Source organism: Actibacterium ureilyticum (assembly GCF_002285435.1).
Lineage (GTDB): Bacteria > Pseudomonadota > Alphaproteobacteria > Rhodobacterales > Rhodobacteraceae > Actibacterium_C > Actibacterium_C ureilyticum.
The window spans coordinates 763,195-777,966 of the sequence record NZ_NSBT01000037.1; the positions used below are offsets into that span (position 1 = coordinate 763,195).

A 14,772-nucleotide genomic window follows, 5' to 3' on the forward strand; every position below is an offset into this window, starting at 1 on the left:
CGGTTTATTGTCTGTTGTCCTGCCTGTTTCGGCCGATGACGGACCGCCCCGGTGACGGGACGGTCCAGCACATTCCGGCCCGGTCAAAGCTGCAGCTTGCCCGGGAAATAGTGGTTATAGGCCAGCGCATAATCGGGCGCGTTCATCAGCTCGTAATAGGCCACGCGGTCGACCCAGGCGCGCTGGCTGTCCAGGCATTTCTTCATGAACGGGTCTTCTTCCAGCTCGACGATCAGCTCGTCCCAGGCCTTGATCTGGGCATCCAGGATCTCTTTCGAGGTCCGGTGAACGGTCACGCCGGCTTCGTTCTGAAGCCATTGCAGGTCGGCGGAATAGCGGTCCATCGCCTTGGCCGTGTTGGCGGTCGACGCGGCCTCGACCCCGTATTTCAGGATCGCCTGCAGGTCGGGGTCCAGATCCTCGACAAAGGTGCGCGAGAACAGGAACTCGAAGCTTTCCGACGCCTGGTGATAGGACGACAGGTAATAGTTCTTGGCCACGTCCTGGGCGCCGAAATCCTTATCCGACGAGGGGTTGTTGAACTCGAACGCGTCGATCACGCCGCGTTCCATCGCCGGAACGATCTCGCCCCCCGGAAGCTGCGCAACCGACATGCCCAGCTTGGCCATCAGGTCGGCGGCAAGGCCCACGGTGCGGTATTTGAACCCTTGCAGATCCTCGACCGTGCTGACCTCGCCCTTGAACCAGCCAAAGGGCTGGGCGAACATCGGAAAGCCCATATAGCCGATGATATCCAGACCCATGATGTCCTGGGTCAGTTCGCGATACAGCTCGTCCCCGCCCCCGGCATAGAACCAGCTGAGCATCGTGGTGGCCGAGCCGCCCAGAACCGGACCGGTCCCGAAAAGCGACGCCGCCTTGTGCTTGCCGTACCAATAGACGGGCACCGAATGCGCCGCATCCAGAACGCCGTCATTGACCGCATCCAGCACCTGGAACGCGGCGACGACCGCGCCAGCGGGCAGCACATCGACCTTGAGCCGACCACCGGACATTGCCTCGACCCGGGTGGCGTAATCCTTGGCGAATTCGTCCCAGATGTTGGACGCCCCCCAGGATGTTTGCATCTTGATGACGATCGGGGCCTGCGCCAGCACGGCGGGCGCGGCAAGGGTGCTGCCCGCCGCGGCGGTCCCCACCATTGCGGATTTCTTCAGAAACGACCGGCGGCCGATCTTTGGTGAATGTGTCATTGTCTTCCTCCCAATGTGCCCGGTGCGGGCGGTCTTCGATATGCCGGGGGTTCCTCCCACCCGTGTCCTTGCGCAGACCACCCCGCGCGGGTGCCGGTCTGCCGGTGCCTGATGTCTGGCCGAAACCGCGTTTCGGCATGGCGCGGGTCAGGCGGCCCCGCGCGCAATTCCATGGGCGCGGCCTCAATCCGGTGCCGGGCCGACCTCCAGCTTGATCGCGGCGTACCAGTCGGCGGCGGCGCGGATATCGGCGTCGGACAATTGCGACGCGATTTCGCTCATGATCTCATGATGGCGTTTGCCGGTACGGAACGCCTTGAGCTGGGTGTCGATATAGATCGTGGTTTCCCCCGCCAGGTTCGGCGCATCCTCGAACAGCGCAATGCCGTCCGCACCGTGACAATCAGCACAGACCTGCGGTGCCCCCGCCGGATCGGCACCGGCGGGCAAGGATGCCACCGTCTGATGCGACGCATACCAGGCCGCGACATCGGCGATCTGTTGATCGTTCAAACCAGCGGCCACCACGCTCATCATCTCGTGCTGGCGCGTGCCGGACCGGAACGCCGCAAGCTGCGCCGCGATATAGCTTTCGGGTTCGCCGCCGATATGCGGCGCGATGGGGATTTTGGCGTAGCCATCGATCCCGTGACAGGTGCGGCACATGCCGGCCACCTTTTGCCCGGCGGCCGGATCGCCGCCCCCCTGCCCCGTGGCGGCCCCGGCGGGCAACAGCCCGCCAAGAACAAGGGTCATGACCCACTTCATCCGTCGTAGCTGATCCGATAGATGGCGCCCGCCAGATCATCGGACACCAGCAACGAGCCATCGCGCAGCTCGACCACATCCACCGGACGGCCCAGATATTCGCCGTTCTCGTCGATCCAGCCCTCGGCAAAGGGTTCCGATGTGGCATTGCCCTCGGCGTCGATGAAGGTCACCATCACCCGCGCGCCGACCGGCGTGGTGCGGTTCCACGACCCGTGCTGGGCCGAGAAGATGGCGTTCTTGTACCTGGCCGGAAACATGTTGCCTTCATAGAAATGCATGCCCAGATCGGCGGCATGGGCCACCATCTCGACCGCGGGATGCACGACCTCGACCGGGACTTCCTCGCCCTTGTATTCGTTGGTGCGCACCGTGCCGCCGCCGAACCAGGGGTGGCCGAAATGTTGCCCGGCCTCGGTCTGGCGGTTCAGCTCGCCCGGCGGGATGTCATCGCCCATGCCGTCGACCTGATTGTCGGTGAACCACAGCTCGCCCGTGACCGGATGGTGGTCATGCCCGACCGAGTTGCGCACGCCATAGGTATAGACCTCGCGCTCGGTCCCATCGATGTTCATGCGGATGATCCCGCCGATACCCACCTGGTTGTACAGGTCCAGCTTGTCGGCGGGCGCCACGTTGAACGGCTGCCCGAGCGAGATGTAAAGCTTGCCGTCCGGACCGATATCGCAGACCCGCGCGGTGTGGTTATAGCTTTCCTCGTCCGCCGGGATCAGCTCTCCGCCCGGCACGATCGGCACCGCGACCACATCGGGGCTTTCATAAAAGAACTCCGCCGCCGGATAGAGCAGCACGCGGTTCTGTTCGGCGATGATCAGGAACCCGTCATCGGTGAAGCACGGGCCGTTCGGAATGGCCTTGGTCAGCGAGGGCGCGAAATTCTTGACCTCGTCCGCGACGCGGTCCTTGTTGCGGTCGGTGACCGCCCAGACTTCGGTCTTGCGGGTGCCGACAAAGGTAACGATCCCCTGCGGGCCGACGGCCATGTGGCGGGCATCGGGCACGACGGCGTAAAGCTCGATCTTGAAGCCCTCGGGCATCGTGATCCGCTCCAGGTTGGCCCTGATGCCATCCGCGAAATCGCCCCCTTGATCGACAATGGTGAAATCGGTCACGCCCGTGGTCTTGAACGCGCCCAGCTTGGCAAGATTGTCCGGCAATGCACCCTGGGCCAACGCCTGGCCCGCAAAAAACGCCGAAAACGCAACACGCATCAGAAAGGTCTTCATGGTCTTCCTCCCTTGTGTTTGCAAACGCCCTGTCATCAGGCGCCGACCGCTCTTGCCCCCGCTGTCCCGTTTCGGCTTCTGATGGCCGACAGCGTTCGTGTGGATCTGTGTCCCTCGGGTCCTCTTCAGTGAAAAAACAAGGGCGCGACTTGGCAATTCGTCCATTGGTCTTAACGCCGCCGCCCGGATGCGACCCGCCTGGGGCGCAAGCCGCGCGCGGGTCACCCCCGCGGCGCGGGCACCCTTGCACGGCGCGCGAAACCGCGCCGTCGATCCGTCGTGAAAGCCTGCTGCATGCTGTCCACTCCCCCTTGAACAAGCATCTTGCGTCCGTGAGTGTATCGGCCGGACCTGTCTTTCGTATACGAAATTCGGATGCTCTTGTCTATGTCCCCGCAACGGCGCTAGGAAGGGCGGCAAAGAGGGGCGCCATGGAACCGGTCAAGGCACAGAAAACGCTGGTCGAACAGACCTATGACATCCTGCTCGACGCGATCTGTAGCGGCGAGATCCAGCCCGGCGAACGGCTGAACCAGGACGATCTGGCGGTGCGGCTGAACGTGTCGCGCCAGCCGGTGAACAGCGCGATTTCCATCCTGCGGGCGCAGCGCCTGGTGGCCGATACCGGCCGGCGCGGCGTGGTGGTGGCACCGATCGATATGGCGATGTTCCAGTCGATCCACGAGATGCGCCAGAAGCTGGACCCGTTCGCGGCCGAACTGGCCTGTCTGCGCAAACCCGACACCGCCCCGGACGAGGCCGCCGCGATCCTGGACCGGGGCGCGCGGGCCTTGGCGCAACAGGATGCGCGGGCGCTGTTGCAGGCCGATGTGGATTTCCACGCCATGCTGTATCGCTGGAGCGGGAACACCTTCCTGGAAGGCGCCATGGCGCTTGGCTGGAACCACACAAGGCGGTTCATGGCGGTGGCCCTGCGCACCCCCAGCGCACCACAGATCGTCTGGACCGAACACCGCGCGATCCTGGAACGGGTGATGGCGCGCGACACCGATGCCGCCGCCGCCCTGATGCGCGACCACCTGGAAAACGCCATCGACCGGCTGGGCTTTCGCGACGAAACCGGCGCGCCGCGTTGAGACACCAAATTTCCGCCCCGCGCCGGTTTCTGGTGGTTCACCCCGCCGCCAAAAGGCTTTAACCTGCCGCAACCCTTGGCGACACGAGCAGACATGTCAGACAGCACCGACACCGGCTATCAAGTCCTGGCCCGCAAGTACCGACCGGAAACCTTCGCCGATCTGGTCGGGCAGGATGCGATGGTGCGCACGCTGAAAAACGCCTTCGACGCCGACCGCATCGCGCAGGCCTTTGTCATGACGGGCATTCGCGGCACCGGGAAAACCACCACCGCGCGGATCATCTCCAAGGGCATGAACTGCATCGGGCCCGATGGCAATGGCGGCCCCACGACCGAACCCTGCGGCGTGTGCGAACATTGCGTGGCAATCTCCGAAGGTCGCCATGTCGACGTGATGGAAATGGACGCCGCCAGCCGGACCGGCGTGAACGACATCCGCGAGATCATCGATTCTGTGCATTACCGGGCGGCATCGGCGCGCTACAAGATTTATATCATCGACGAGGTGCACATGCTGTCGACCAGCGCGTTCAACGCGCTGCTGAAGACGCTGGAAGAGCCGCCCGAACATGTGAAGTTCATCTTTGCCACGACCGAGATCCGCAAGGTCCCCGTCACCGTGCTGAGCCGGTGTCAGCGGTTCGACCTGCGCCGGATCGAACCCGAGGTGATGATCGCCATGCTGCGCCGGATCGCCGATGCCGAGGGCGCGCAGATCGCCGAGGACGCGCTGGCGCTGATCACCCGCGCCGCCGAAGGTTCCGCCCGCGATGCCACCAGCCTGCTGGATCAGGCGATTTCACATGGCGCGGGCGAGACCACCGCCATTCAGGTGCGCGCGATGCTTGGCTTGGCCGACCGGGGCCGGGTGCTGGACCTGTTCGACCTGATCATGAAGGGCGACGCGGCGGGTGCGTTGACCGAGCTGGGCGCGCAATACGCCGACGGGGCCGACCCGATGGCGGTGCTGCGAGATCTGGCCGAGATCACCCACTGGATCAGCGTCATCCAGATCACGCCCGAAGCAGCCGAGGACCCGACCGTTTCGCCGGACGAACGCGCGCGGGGTCAGGCGATGGCCGGTGCCCTGCCGATGCGGGCGCTGACGCGGATGTGGCAGATGCTGCTGAAAGCGATCGAAGAGGTCGGACAGGCGCCCAACGCAATGATGGCCGCCGAAATGGCGGTGATCCGGCTGACCCATGTGTCGACCCTGCCCAGCCCGGAAGAGCTGGTGAAGAAGCTGCAGGATACGCCCCCGCCCCCCGCCCCGAATGGCGGCGGGGGTGGAGGCCGCCCCGGCTTCGCCGGAACGTCCGCGCCTGCGGCGGGCGGGGGGGCCTCGGCTGGCGCCTCGGCCCCCGCGGCCAGCGGCCCGCGCGCCCATGGCACAAGCGGGGCGCTGGCGGTGGCGGCGGTGGCCGAGGATGCGCTGGCCCGCTATGGCACGTTTGAAAGCATCGTGGCGCTGATCCGCGCCAACCGCGACGTGAAGCTGCTGGTCGAGGTCGAAACCACCCTGCGGCTGGTCAGCTATGCCCCCGGGCGGATCGAGTTCGAACCGACCGAAACTGCACCCTCCGACCTGGCCGCGCGCTTGGGCAGCCGGTTGCAAAGCTGGACCGACGTTCGCTGGGCGATCTCGGTCGTGGGATCGGGCGGCGGCAGCACCATCGCCGAGGACCGCGACGCCGACCGGCTGGCGCTGGAGACCGAGGCCAAGGCCCATCCGCTGGTCCAGGCGGTGTTCGAGGCCTTTCCCACCGCGAAAATCACCGATATCAGAACCCCCGAAGCGCTCGCCGCCGAGGCAGAGGCCGATGCCCTGCCCGAGGTCGAGGACGAGTGGGACCCTTTCGAAGAAGATTAGGAGAACGAGATGTTCAAAGGTTTGGGCAGCATGGGCGACATGGCCAAGATGATGAAGGCCGCCAAGGACATGCAGACCAAGATGGCCGAGATGCAGGAAAACCTGAACACCATCACCGTGACCGGCGAAAGCGGCGCGGGGCTGGTACAGGCCACCGCCACGGCCAAGGGCGAGTTGACGGGTCTGAGCATCGACCCGTCGATCTTCGTTCCGTCGGAAAAGGAAGTGGCCGAGGATTTGATCTTGGCCGCCATCAAGGACGCCCAGGCCAAGGCCGCCGAGCGCAGCCAGGAAGAGATGCGCAAGATCACCGAGGAACTGGGCCTGCCCGCCGACATGAACCTGCCGTTCTGATCCGGTGAGCGACGCACCGCGCGACATCGAGGCCCTGATCGAGATGATGGCCAAGCTGCCGGGCCTTGGCCCCCGGTCGGCACGGCGCGCGGTGTTGCACCTGATCAAGAAGCGCGAACTGCTGCTGATGCCGCTGGCCGATGCGCTGCACCGGGTGGCGGTGACGGCGCGCGAATGCACGATCTGCGGCAATATCGGCACCGACGAGGTCTGCGGCATCTGCGCCAGCGCCAAACGCGCCACTGGCGAGATCTGTGTGGTCGAGGACGTGGCCGACCTGTGGGCGATGGAGCGCGGGCAATCGTTCAAGGGCCGCTATCACGTGCTGGGCGGCACCCTGTCGGCGCTGGATGCGATCGGCCCCGAAGACCTGCGCATCCCGCAGCTGGTGGCCCGCGTGCAGGCCGAGCAGACGCAAGAGGTCATCCTGGCGCTGAACGCAACGGTCGATGGCCAGACGACCGCCCATTACATCGCCGACCAGCTGGAGCCACTGGGCGTGCAGGTGACATCGCTGGCACAGGGCGTGCCCATCGGCGGCGAGCTGGATTATCTGGACGACGGCACGATCTCGGCCGCGCTGCGGGCACGCAAATCGCTCTGACACCCGCGACCTCTGTCGGATGGACAGACCCGGTTCGGGCCGTATAGTCTGCCCCCATTCATCACCGGCGAAAGGGCTCATGGCTTCGCTTCCCGCCACCATCGAAGACACCGTCGATCTGCTGGCCACGCAGGATTACGTGCTGGGCCGCGATCTGGCGACGGTCGTCTTCTTGGCGCTGAAGCTGGGCAAGCCGCTGTTCCTGGAAGGGGAGGCCGGGGTCGGCAAGACTCAGATCGCCAAGGCGCTGGCGGGCGCATTGGGGCGCGACCTGATCCGGCTGCAATGTTTCGAGGGGCTGGATGCGTCCTCGGCCATTTACGAATGGAATTTCTCGGCCCAGATGATCGCGATCCGCACCGCCGAGGCTGCGGGACAGGTTGACCGCAGCGGTCTGCAATCCGAGCTGTTTTCAGAAGATTACCTGATCCGGCGGCCCTTGCTCGAAGCCCTCTCGCCCCATCCCGAAGGCCCACCCGTCCTGCTGATCGACGAGATCGACCGCACCGACGAGCCGTTCGAGGCGTTCCTGCTCGAGGCGCTGTCGGATTTTCAGATCACCATCCCCGAACTGGGCGTGATCCGCGCCGAAACGCCGCCCATCGTGATCCTGACCTCGAACCGCACGCGCGAGGTGCATGACGCGCTGAAGCGCCGCTGCCTGTACCATTGGGTCGAATTCCCTTCGGTCGAGCGCGAGTTGGAGATCCTGCGCACCCACCTGCCCGACGTGTCCGAGACCCTGTCGCAACAGGTCGTGGCCTTTGTCCACCAGCTGCGGCAGGAGGATGTATTCAAGAAACCCGGCGTGGCCGAAACCATCGACTGGGCGAAATGCCTGATCGCGCTGGACGCGGTTGCGCTGACGCCCGAGGTCGTGGCAGGCACGCTGGGCGCGCTGCTGAAATACCAGGACGATATCGCCCGCATGTCGGGGTCCGAGGTCACGCGGCTGGTGACCGAGATGCGCGCGCAGCTGGCGCTGGCGTCCTGAGCCGTGGCGGACGCGGCGCGCCCCGATGGCAAGCTGGTCGACAATATCGTGCTGTTCACCCATGCGCTGCGCAAGGCCGGGGTGCGGGTGGGCACGGCGCAGGTCCAGAATGCGTTGCAGGCCGTCATCGCCACCGGCTTCACCCGGCGGGCGGATTTCTATCACGCGCTGCGCGCCACGCTGATCTGCCGGCAAAAGCATCTGGAAACCTTCCACCAGGTCTTCACCCTGTTCTGGCGCGACCCGGAATTTCTGGACCGGCTGCTGCAGACCATGCTGCCGCTGATGCAGGTCGCCGCGCCGCCACCACCGAAACCCGATGCCGCCCAACGCCGCGCGGCGCAGGCGCTGTGGGACGCGGCCCCGGCGAAATCCGACCCGCCCATGCGGGAAGAGCTGGACATGGACATGCGCTTCAGCTGGTCGGAGAACGAGGTGCTGCGCGCGCAGGATTTCGAACAGATGACCGCCGCCGAGCTGGTGCAGGCCGAACAGGCGATCTGTCAGATGACCCTGCCCGCCCCGCCGGTCCGGTCCCGGCGCTTCGTCGCCCGCCCCACAGGCAGCCGCCCCGATCTGCGCCGGATGATGCGCCGGGCCGTGCGGCGTCAGGGGGAAATCGACCGGCTGGCGCTCAAGGCGCCCCTGCCCCGCCCGCCGGATCTGGTGGCGATCTGCGATATCTCGGGCTCGATGACCGTCTATGCGCGGATGATGATGCATTTCCTGCACGCGCTGACATGGTCGCCGAACAAGAACTGGGGCAAGGTGCATGGCTTCACCTTCGGCACGCGGCTGACCAACATTTCGCGCGGGCTGGCGCAGCGCGATATCGACGCGGCGCTTGAGGTGCTGGGACGGGACGCGCCGGACTGGCAGGGCGGCACAAGGATCGGCGACGCGCTGCGGGCGTTCAACCGCGACTGGTCGCGGCGTGTGCTGGGGCGCGGCGCGGTCGTGCTGCTGATCACCGACGGGCTGGAGCGCGGCGATATCAACACCCTGCGGGCCGAGGCCGAGCGCCTGTCGCTGTCCTGTCGCCGGCTGATCTGGCTGAACCCGCTGCTGCGCTGGGACCGGTTCGAACCCAAGGCCGAAGGCATCCGTACCCTGCTGCCGCTGGTCGATTCCTTTCACGCCTGTCATTCGCTGGACAGCCTGGCCGGGATCGCCGCGGCGCTGCAGGGCGGGTCGGAAAAGCAGCGCCTGCTGGCGGCGTGTTAGAACTAAAGCCCAGTTGACACGAAAAACAGTTGCGCCGAATCTGGCCGCTTTTACACTCGACCCCAGTTTCTTTGCGAATGTCCCTGTTTCCAAACGGAATTCGGCGGCCTTGCAATTTCCAAGGCCGGGCAGGATGCGGCCTGACACCGCCGCGAAAATGCCGACACCCGCACCGCGATCGCGACAGCGCCGCTGTGCGATCGCCCATTGCCAAAGGCCCCGCCGGACATGCCCATCGCCCGGCGGCCATCACGATGCAGGCGGCAAGACCTGCCATTCTGGGAGGAATACATGACCAACATCACACTGACCGTTAACGGCAAAAGCGTCAGCCGGGACATCCCCGATGAAACGCTGCTGTCGGAGTTTCTGCGCGAACATCTGCGCCTGACCGGGACCCATGTGGGCTGCGACACCAGCCAATGCGGCGCCTGTGTCGTGCATGTGGACGGCAAGGCGGCGAAATCCTGCACCACGCTGGCCGTCGCGCTGGACGGCGCCCAGGTCACCACGATCGAGGGGCTGGCCAATGGCGACCTGCACCCGATGCAGGAAGCGTTCACCGAACATCATGGCCTGCAATGCGGGTTCTGCACGCCGGGCATGATCATGGCCTCGGTCGACATCGTGAACCGCTACAAGGCCGAGGGCCGGACGCTGACCGAAAAGGCGATCCGCCACGAGCTGGAGGGCAATATCTGCCGCTGCACCGGCTATCACAACATCGTCAAGGCGGTGGAATCCGCCGCGGCAAAGATGTGACCGCATCAGGGAGGATCGGATCATGAGTACAGGAATCGGCGCCCGTGTCCCGCGCAAGGAGGACAAGCGTTTCATCACCGGCAAGGGCCGGTATACCGACGACATCCGCACCGACAATCAGGCCTATGCCGCCTTTGTCCGCAGCCCGCACGCCCATGCCCGGATCGCGAGCATCGACACCAGCGACGCGCTGGCGATGGACGGTGTGATCGACGTTCTGAACGGAAAGCAGCTGACCGGCGACGGGATCGGCAACATCATCTGCGGCTGGGCCGTCACCTCGAAAGACGGCAGCCCGATGAACATGGGCGCCTGGTCGGCGCTGGCCACCGAAAAGGTCCGCTATGTCGGCGACGCGGTGGCCGTCGTCATCGCCGAAACCCAGGCCCAGGCCCGGATCGCAGCCGAGGCGGTGGTGGTCGATTACGACATGCTGCCTGCCGTGGCCACCGCCGACAAGGCGCTGGCGGATGGCGCGCCGCAAATCCACGACAACGCGCCCGGCAACCTGATCTATGACTGGGAAATCGGCGATGCGGCGGCAACCGATGCCGCCCTTGCCGGGGCCGCCCATGTGACCGAAATGGCGCTGACCAACAACCGCCTGTCGCCCAACCCGATGGAGCCGCGCTCCGCCGTTGCGACCTATGACACGGCTGAGGATCACTATACGCTCTATACCACCAGCCAGAACCCGCATGTGGCCCGCCTGGTGCTGTCGGCCTTCTATAACGTCGCGCCGGAACACAAGCTGCGGGTGATCGCGCCCGATGTGGGCGGCGGCTTTGGCGCCAAGATCTATATCTACCCCGAAGAGATCACCTGTCTTTGGGCGTCGATGAAAACGCAACGGTCGGTAAAATGGACCTCGGACCGGTCCGAGGCGTTCCTGACCGACGCGCACGGGCGCGACCATATCTCGACCGCGAAGATGGGCTTTGACGCGGATGGCAAGGTGGTGGGCCTCAAGGTCGACACGATTGCCAATTTCGGCGCCTATATGTCGCTCTTTTCCAGCGCGGTGCCGACATACCTGTACGCAACCCTGCTGTCGGGCCAGTACGATATCGCCAACATCCATTGCAACGTGCGCGGGGTCTATACCAACACCGTGCCGGTCGATGCCTATCGCGGCGCGGGCCGCCCCGAGGCGTGTTACCTGATCGAGCGGATGATGGAGACCGCCGCGCGGGAAATGGGCAAGGACCCGGCCGAGCTGCGCCGCGCGAATTTCGTGCGCAGCTTCCCGCATGAAACGCCGGTCATCATGACCTATGACTCCGGCGATTTCGGCGCCAACCTGGATCAGGCGATGCAGGCCGCCGATGTGGCGGGCTTCGCCACCCGCAAGGCCGAGGCCGCGAGCCGCGGCAAGCTGCGCGGGATCGGCTATTCATCCTATATCGAGGCTTGCGGCATTGCGCCGTCGGCGGCGGTCGGATCATTGGGCGCCGGTGTGGGCCTTTGGGAGTCGGCCGAGGTGCGGGTCAACCCCGTGGGCACGATCGAGGTGCTGACCGGCAGCCACAGCCACGGCCAGGGGCACGAGACAACCTTTGCCCAGATCGTCGCCGAACGCTTCGGCATCCCGATCGAGAACGTGTCGATCGTGCATGGCGACACCGACAAGGTACAGTTCGGCATGGGCACCTATGGCTCGCGTTCCGGCGCGGTCGGCATGTCGGCCATCGTCAAGGCGATGGACAAGGTCGAGGCCAAGGTGAAAAAGATCGCCGCCCATGTACTGGAAGCGTCCGAGGCCGACATCGTGATCGAAGGCGGCGAGGTCAAGGTCGCAGGCACCGACAAGGCGATGGCCTGGCACGAGGTGGGCCTGTCGGCCTATACCGCGCACAACCTGCCGCCCGACATGGAACCCGGCCTGAAAGAGGGCGCGTTCTATGACCCGTCCAACTTCACCTTCCCCGCCGGTACTTACATCTGCGAGGTCGAGGTCGACCCCGAAACCGGCGTGACCGAGATCGTGCAGTTCACAGCCTCGGACGATTTCGGCACCATCATCAACCCGATGATCGTCGAGGGCCAGGTCCATGGCGGCATCGCCCAGGGCGTGGGTCAGGCGATGCTGGAACAGGTCGTCTATGACGACGAGGGGCAGCTGATCACCGGCTCCTACATGGATTATGCGATGCCCCGGGCGGCGGATTTGCCGTCCTATGGCGTGCACCATGCCTCGACCGTCTGTCCGGGCAACCCGCTGGGGATCAAGGGCTGCGGCGAGGCCGGGGCCATCGGCACACCGCCGGCCGTGATCAACGCCATCACCGACGCCATCGGCAACAACAACCTGGCCATGCCCGCCACACCGCAAGCCGTGTGGAAAGCGTTGCAAGCGGCCAACTGAGACAGGGGAAAACCATGTATCCGACGAAATATCACAAGGCCGCTTCGGTCGACGACGCAATCGCCGCGCTGGCGGGGGGCGAGGATGGCAAGTTCCTGGCGGGCGGCATGACGCTGATCGCGACGATGAAACAGCACCTGGCCGCGCCGGACGTTCTGGTCGACATCCGCGCCATCGACGGGATGAAGGGCGTCACGGCCGATGGCGACACTCTGGTCATCGGCGCCGCCACCACCCATGCCGAGGTCGCCGCGAGCGACACCGTGCTTGGCCTGTGCCCCGCGCTGGCCTGTCTGGCGGCCGGAATCGGCGATCCGATGGTCCGTCAGGCGGGCACCATCGGCGGGTCGATCGCCAATAACGACCCGGCGGCGGATTACCCCGCCGCCCTGCTGGCCTTGGGCGCCACCATCGTCACCAACGCGCGCGAGATCGCGGCAGATGAGTTCTTCGAGGGGCTCTTCACCACGGCGCTTGAGGAAAACGAGATCATCACCGCCGTGCGCATCCCCAAACCCGCCGCAGCAGGCTATGCCAAGTTCCGGCAGCCCGCGTCGCTCTTTGCGCTGGTGGGGGTCTTCGTGGCTCAGACCGCCGACGGCGCACGCGTGGCCATAACCGGCGCGGGCGAGGACGGCGTTTTCCGCCACGATGGGCTGGAGGCCGCGCTGTCGGCCAACTGGTCGGCGGATGCGGTGGACGGGGTCGAGGTCTCCTCCGACGGGCTTATGACCGACATCCACGCCGACCCCGCCTATCGCGCGAACCTGATTAAGGTGATGGCAAAGCGCGCGGTTGCGGGGTAGCCGCGCGACGGTAGAGACGGGTGAAGATTGCGGCACCCTCGCTGGATTGGCGGGGGCGCTTTTTCATGTGACAGTATTAAGCGGCGGGAATGCCGTTCAATTGGAAGGCCCGGATGTCTTCTTCCGTCTCTGATACGATCACGCTATGTGAAGTTACAAATCTCTGATTGGCTGGACTGGGTTCTTATGAAGAAGCGTGAAGCTGGAGTTTGCAGGCTCACAAAAAAATCCGGGATATTCGTCAAATCTCATATTCTCCCAAAGGCCTTGACACCAAAAGAGGTTTCGGGAGGCGCGATGGTTCAAACGGACGGACAAGAACGTCCCATAAAGCGCTTTGACAGTTGGTACGACCAGCGGCTCGTAATTCGAAAAGGCGAAGACATCCTCGCGTCTATAGACGATGACGCAATAAAAGAAATTAGACGCCTGAAACTTGCTTGGAAGTATTGGGCAGATGCTGATGAACTTGAAATGCAGCCGTTGAAGGCTGGGGGAGCAATTGGGCTAAGAACCCTTAGCGATGTCAATCACGCGGCGCTGGCTAAATTCGCAACCAGCATCCTCTGGCGTGCGGGCGCTTCTCAAATGGCGGATATGCAAAGCTTTCAGGTTCCTGAGACACTTCTCGAACAAGCTAGGCAAGTAATTCTGGGGCACAACGAGTTTGATCCTACGATTTTTCCGATCAGAGTTATTCAGTTTGCGTCAAAAGGTGCATTGCACAATCTTACGCCAGTGACCCATGAAATGGCTTTTCCAAATGGAAACATCGAGAAAATTTTTCGAATTTTTGCAAATGGATTAATCTTTCACATCACCAACACGGCATCTTCTCAGCCCTATGATCTGGGAGAAGCAACGTGGTATCTTGATAATTCTGGAAGACTCGATGTGATCTGTTTTGACTTCGAAAAATCCGCGCAACGGGAACTTGTTTTTTCGGCTTTTGATCACTTCGCTTCGCTGCAAAAACAGAGGTAGTGAAACCGAATAGGATAGTAGGGCAGCGCCCCCTACCCCGGCAGCGCCCCCGTCAGCACATAGCGCAGCATCTGCACCACCTGTTCAGGCGTTTCGGCCACGGCCAGGGCGGCGGCGTCGACCTCTTTCAGCGCGTGTTGATGGTCGGGGCCATGTAGCACAATCAGCGATTTGCCCAGGGCGGCGGCATAGCCTGCGTCGAAGGCCGCGTTCCATTGCTTGTACTTGTCGCCGAAGCGCACCACGACCACATCGGCGTCCTCGATCCCCTTGCGGGTGCGGATCGCGTTCAGCTTGGCGCCCTTGTGGTCGTGCCAGAACTTGTCCGGCTCGGCGCCCAGGATCGCCACGCCGCAATCGTCGCTGGCCGCGTGATCGGTGACCGGCGCGCTGAAGCTGACATCCGGCCCCTGCGCGCCGGCGATGATCTGTTCGCGCCAGTCGGTGTGGATCTCGCCCGAGAGATAGACCTTCAGCATCG

The 14,772-nt window shown here is 64.3% G+C and carries 14 protein-coding genes; 10 read left to right on the top strand and 4 right to left on the bottom strand.

Going from position 1 to position 14,772, the window contains the following annotated elements; translation table 11 throughout:
• Positions 1 to 83: 83 nt before the first annotated feature.
• The 3 genes from CLM60_RS16745 to CLM60_RS16755 form a co-directional block, all read right to left on the bottom strand.
• Entirely contained in the window at positions 84 to 1,214 is a 1,131-nt protein-coding gene (locus CLM60_RS16745) for a TRAP transporter substrate-binding protein (protein ID WP_095590241.1), read from the bottom strand.
• Positions 1,215 to 1,397: 183 nt separating this feature from the next.
• Positions 1,398 to 1,970 (bottom strand): c-type cytochrome, encoded by a 573-nt coding sequence (locus CLM60_RS16750; protein WP_245848453.1) that lies wholly within the window; start codon positions 1,968 to 1,970, stop codon positions 1,398 to 1,400.
• Between the two features lie 8 nt (positions 1,971 to 1,978).
• A complete protein-coding gene (locus CLM60_RS16755; protein ID WP_095590243.1) occupies positions 1,979 to 3,229 on the bottom strand; it encodes a PQQ-dependent sugar dehydrogenase in 1,251 nt (416 codons plus the stop codon).
• A gap of 431 nt (positions 3,230 to 3,660) precedes the next feature.
• Between CLM60_RS16755 and CLM60_RS16760 the strand changes: the two genes are divergently transcribed.
• The 10 genes from CLM60_RS16760 to CLM60_RS16805 all read left to right on the top strand — a co-directional run bounded on the left by CLM60_RS16760 (position 3,661) and on the right by CLM60_RS16805 (position 14,291).
• The gene (locus tag CLM60_RS16760) at positions 3,661 to 4,326 is read left to right on the top strand and encodes a GntR family transcriptional regulator (RefSeq protein ID WP_095590244.1); all 666 of its coding nucleotides are present in this window, start codon (positions 3,661 to 3,663) and stop codon (positions 4,324 to 4,326) included.
• A gap of 93 nt (positions 4,327 to 4,419) precedes the next feature.
• Positions 4,420 to 6,198 carry a DNA polymerase III subunit gamma/tau gene (locus CLM60_RS16765; protein ID WP_095590245.1) on the top strand — a complete coding sequence of 593 codons (1,779 nt, stop codon included), beginning with the start codon at positions 4,420 to 4,422 and terminating at the stop codon, positions 6,196 to 6,198.
• Positions 6,199 to 6,207: 9 nt separating this feature from the next.
• On the top strand, positions 6,208 to 6,552 hold the full coding sequence (locus tag CLM60_RS16770; protein ID WP_095590246.1) for a YbaB/EbfC family nucleoid-associated protein: 345 nt from the start codon (positions 6,208 to 6,210) through the stop codon (positions 6,550 to 6,552).
• A 4-nt stretch (positions 6,553 to 6,556) separates the two neighbouring features.
• Positions 6,557 to 7,156: a recombination mediator RecR gene (recR, locus tag CLM60_RS16775; RefSeq protein ID WP_095590247.1), complete on the top strand. Its 600-nt coding sequence runs from the start codon at positions 6,557 to 6,559 to the stop codon at positions 7,154 to 7,156.
• A gap of 79 nt (positions 7,157 to 7,235) precedes the next feature.
• The gene (locus CLM60_RS16780; RefSeq protein ID WP_217983302.1) at positions 7,236 to 8,150 is read left to right on the top strand and encodes an AAA family ATPase; all 915 of its coding nucleotides are present in this window, start codon (positions 7,236 to 7,238) and stop codon (positions 8,148 to 8,150) included.
• A gap of 3 nt (positions 8,151 to 8,153) precedes the next feature.
• Positions 8,154 to 9,374 (top strand): vWA domain-containing protein, encoded by a 1,221-nt coding sequence (locus CLM60_RS16785; RefSeq protein WP_095590249.1) that lies wholly within the window; start codon positions 8,154 to 8,156, stop codon positions 9,372 to 9,374.
• 291 nt (positions 9,375 to 9,665) lie between these two features.
• Complete coding sequence (locus CLM60_RS16790; protein ID WP_095590250.1) at positions 9,666 to 10,136, top strand: (2Fe-2S)-binding protein; 471 nt, start codon at positions 9,666 to 9,668, stop codon at positions 10,134 to 10,136.
• Positions 10,137 to 10,158: 22 nt separating this feature from the next.
• Positions 10,159 to 12,501 (top strand): xanthine dehydrogenase family protein molybdopterin-binding subunit, encoded by a 2,343-nt coding sequence (locus CLM60_RS16795; protein WP_217983303.1) that lies wholly within the window; start codon positions 10,159 to 10,161, stop codon positions 12,499 to 12,501.
• A 14-nt stretch (positions 12,502 to 12,515) separates the two neighbouring features.
• Positions 12,516 to 13,307 carry an FAD binding domain-containing protein gene (locus tag CLM60_RS16800; RefSeq protein ID WP_095590252.1) on the top strand — a complete coding sequence of 264 codons (792 nt, stop codon included), beginning with the start codon at positions 12,516 to 12,518 and terminating at the stop codon, positions 13,305 to 13,307.
• A gap of 186 nt (positions 13,308 to 13,493) precedes the next feature.
• The gene (locus CLM60_RS16805; RefSeq protein WP_141246548.1) at positions 13,494 to 14,291 is read left to right on the top strand and encodes a hypothetical protein; all 798 of its coding nucleotides are present in this window, start codon (positions 13,494 to 13,496) and stop codon (positions 14,289 to 14,291) included.
• A gap of 32 nt (positions 14,292 to 14,323) precedes the next feature.
• On the opposite strand, the gene CLM60_RS16810 is transcribed toward CLM60_RS16805, so the two are convergent.
• Positions 14,324 to 14,770: a YtoQ family protein gene (locus tag CLM60_RS16810; RefSeq protein WP_095590254.1), complete on the bottom strand. Its 447-nt coding sequence runs from the start codon at positions 14,768 to 14,770 to the stop codon at positions 14,324 to 14,326.
• Between the last annotated feature and the right edge of the window lie 2 nt (positions 14,771 to 14,772).

Coding starts and splice junctions, on each gene's coding strand:
- CLM60_RS16745 (WP_095590241.1), bottom strand. CDS start 1,214: ATGACACATTCACCAAAGATCGGCCGCCGGTCGTTTCTGAAGAAATCC.
- CLM60_RS16750 (WP_245848453.1), bottom strand. CDS start 1,970: ATGACCCTTGTTCTTGGCGGGCTGTTGCCCGCCGGGGCCGCCACGGGG.
- CLM60_RS16755 (WP_095590243.1), bottom strand. CDS start 3,229: ATGAAGACCTTTCTGATGCGTGTTGCGTTTTCGGCGTTTTTTGCGGGC.
- CLM60_RS16760 (WP_095590244.1), top strand. CDS start 3,661: ATGGAACCGGTCAAGGCACAGAAAACGCTGGTCGAACAGACCTATGAC.
- CLM60_RS16765 (WP_095590245.1), top strand. CDS start 4,420: ATGTCAGACAGCACCGACACCGGCTATCAAGTCCTGGCCCGCAAGTAC.
- CLM60_RS16770 (WP_095590246.1), top strand. CDS start 6,208: ATGTTCAAAGGTTTGGGCAGCATGGGCGACATGGCCAAGATGATGAAG.
- CLM60_RS16780 (WP_217983302.1), top strand. CDS start 7,236: ATGGCTTCGCTTCCCGCCACCATCGAAGACACCGTCGATCTGCTGGCC.
- CLM60_RS16790 (WP_095590250.1), top strand. CDS start 9,666: ATGACCAACATCACACTGACCGTTAACGGCAAAAGCGTCAGCCGGGAC.
- CLM60_RS16795 (WP_217983303.1), top strand. CDS start 10,159: ATGAGTACAGGAATCGGCGCCCGTGTCCCGCGCAAGGAGGACAAGCGT.
- CLM60_RS16800 (WP_095590252.1), top strand. CDS start 12,516: ATGTATCCGACGAAATATCACAAGGCCGCTTCGGTCGACGACGCAATC.
- CLM60_RS16805 (WP_141246548.1), top strand. CDS start 13,494: ATGAAGAAGCGTGAAGCTGGAGTTTGCAGGCTCACAAAAAAATCCGGG.
- CLM60_RS16810 (WP_095590254.1), bottom strand. CDS start 14,770: ATGCTGAAGGTCTATCTCTCGGGCGAGATCCACACCGACTGGCGCGAA.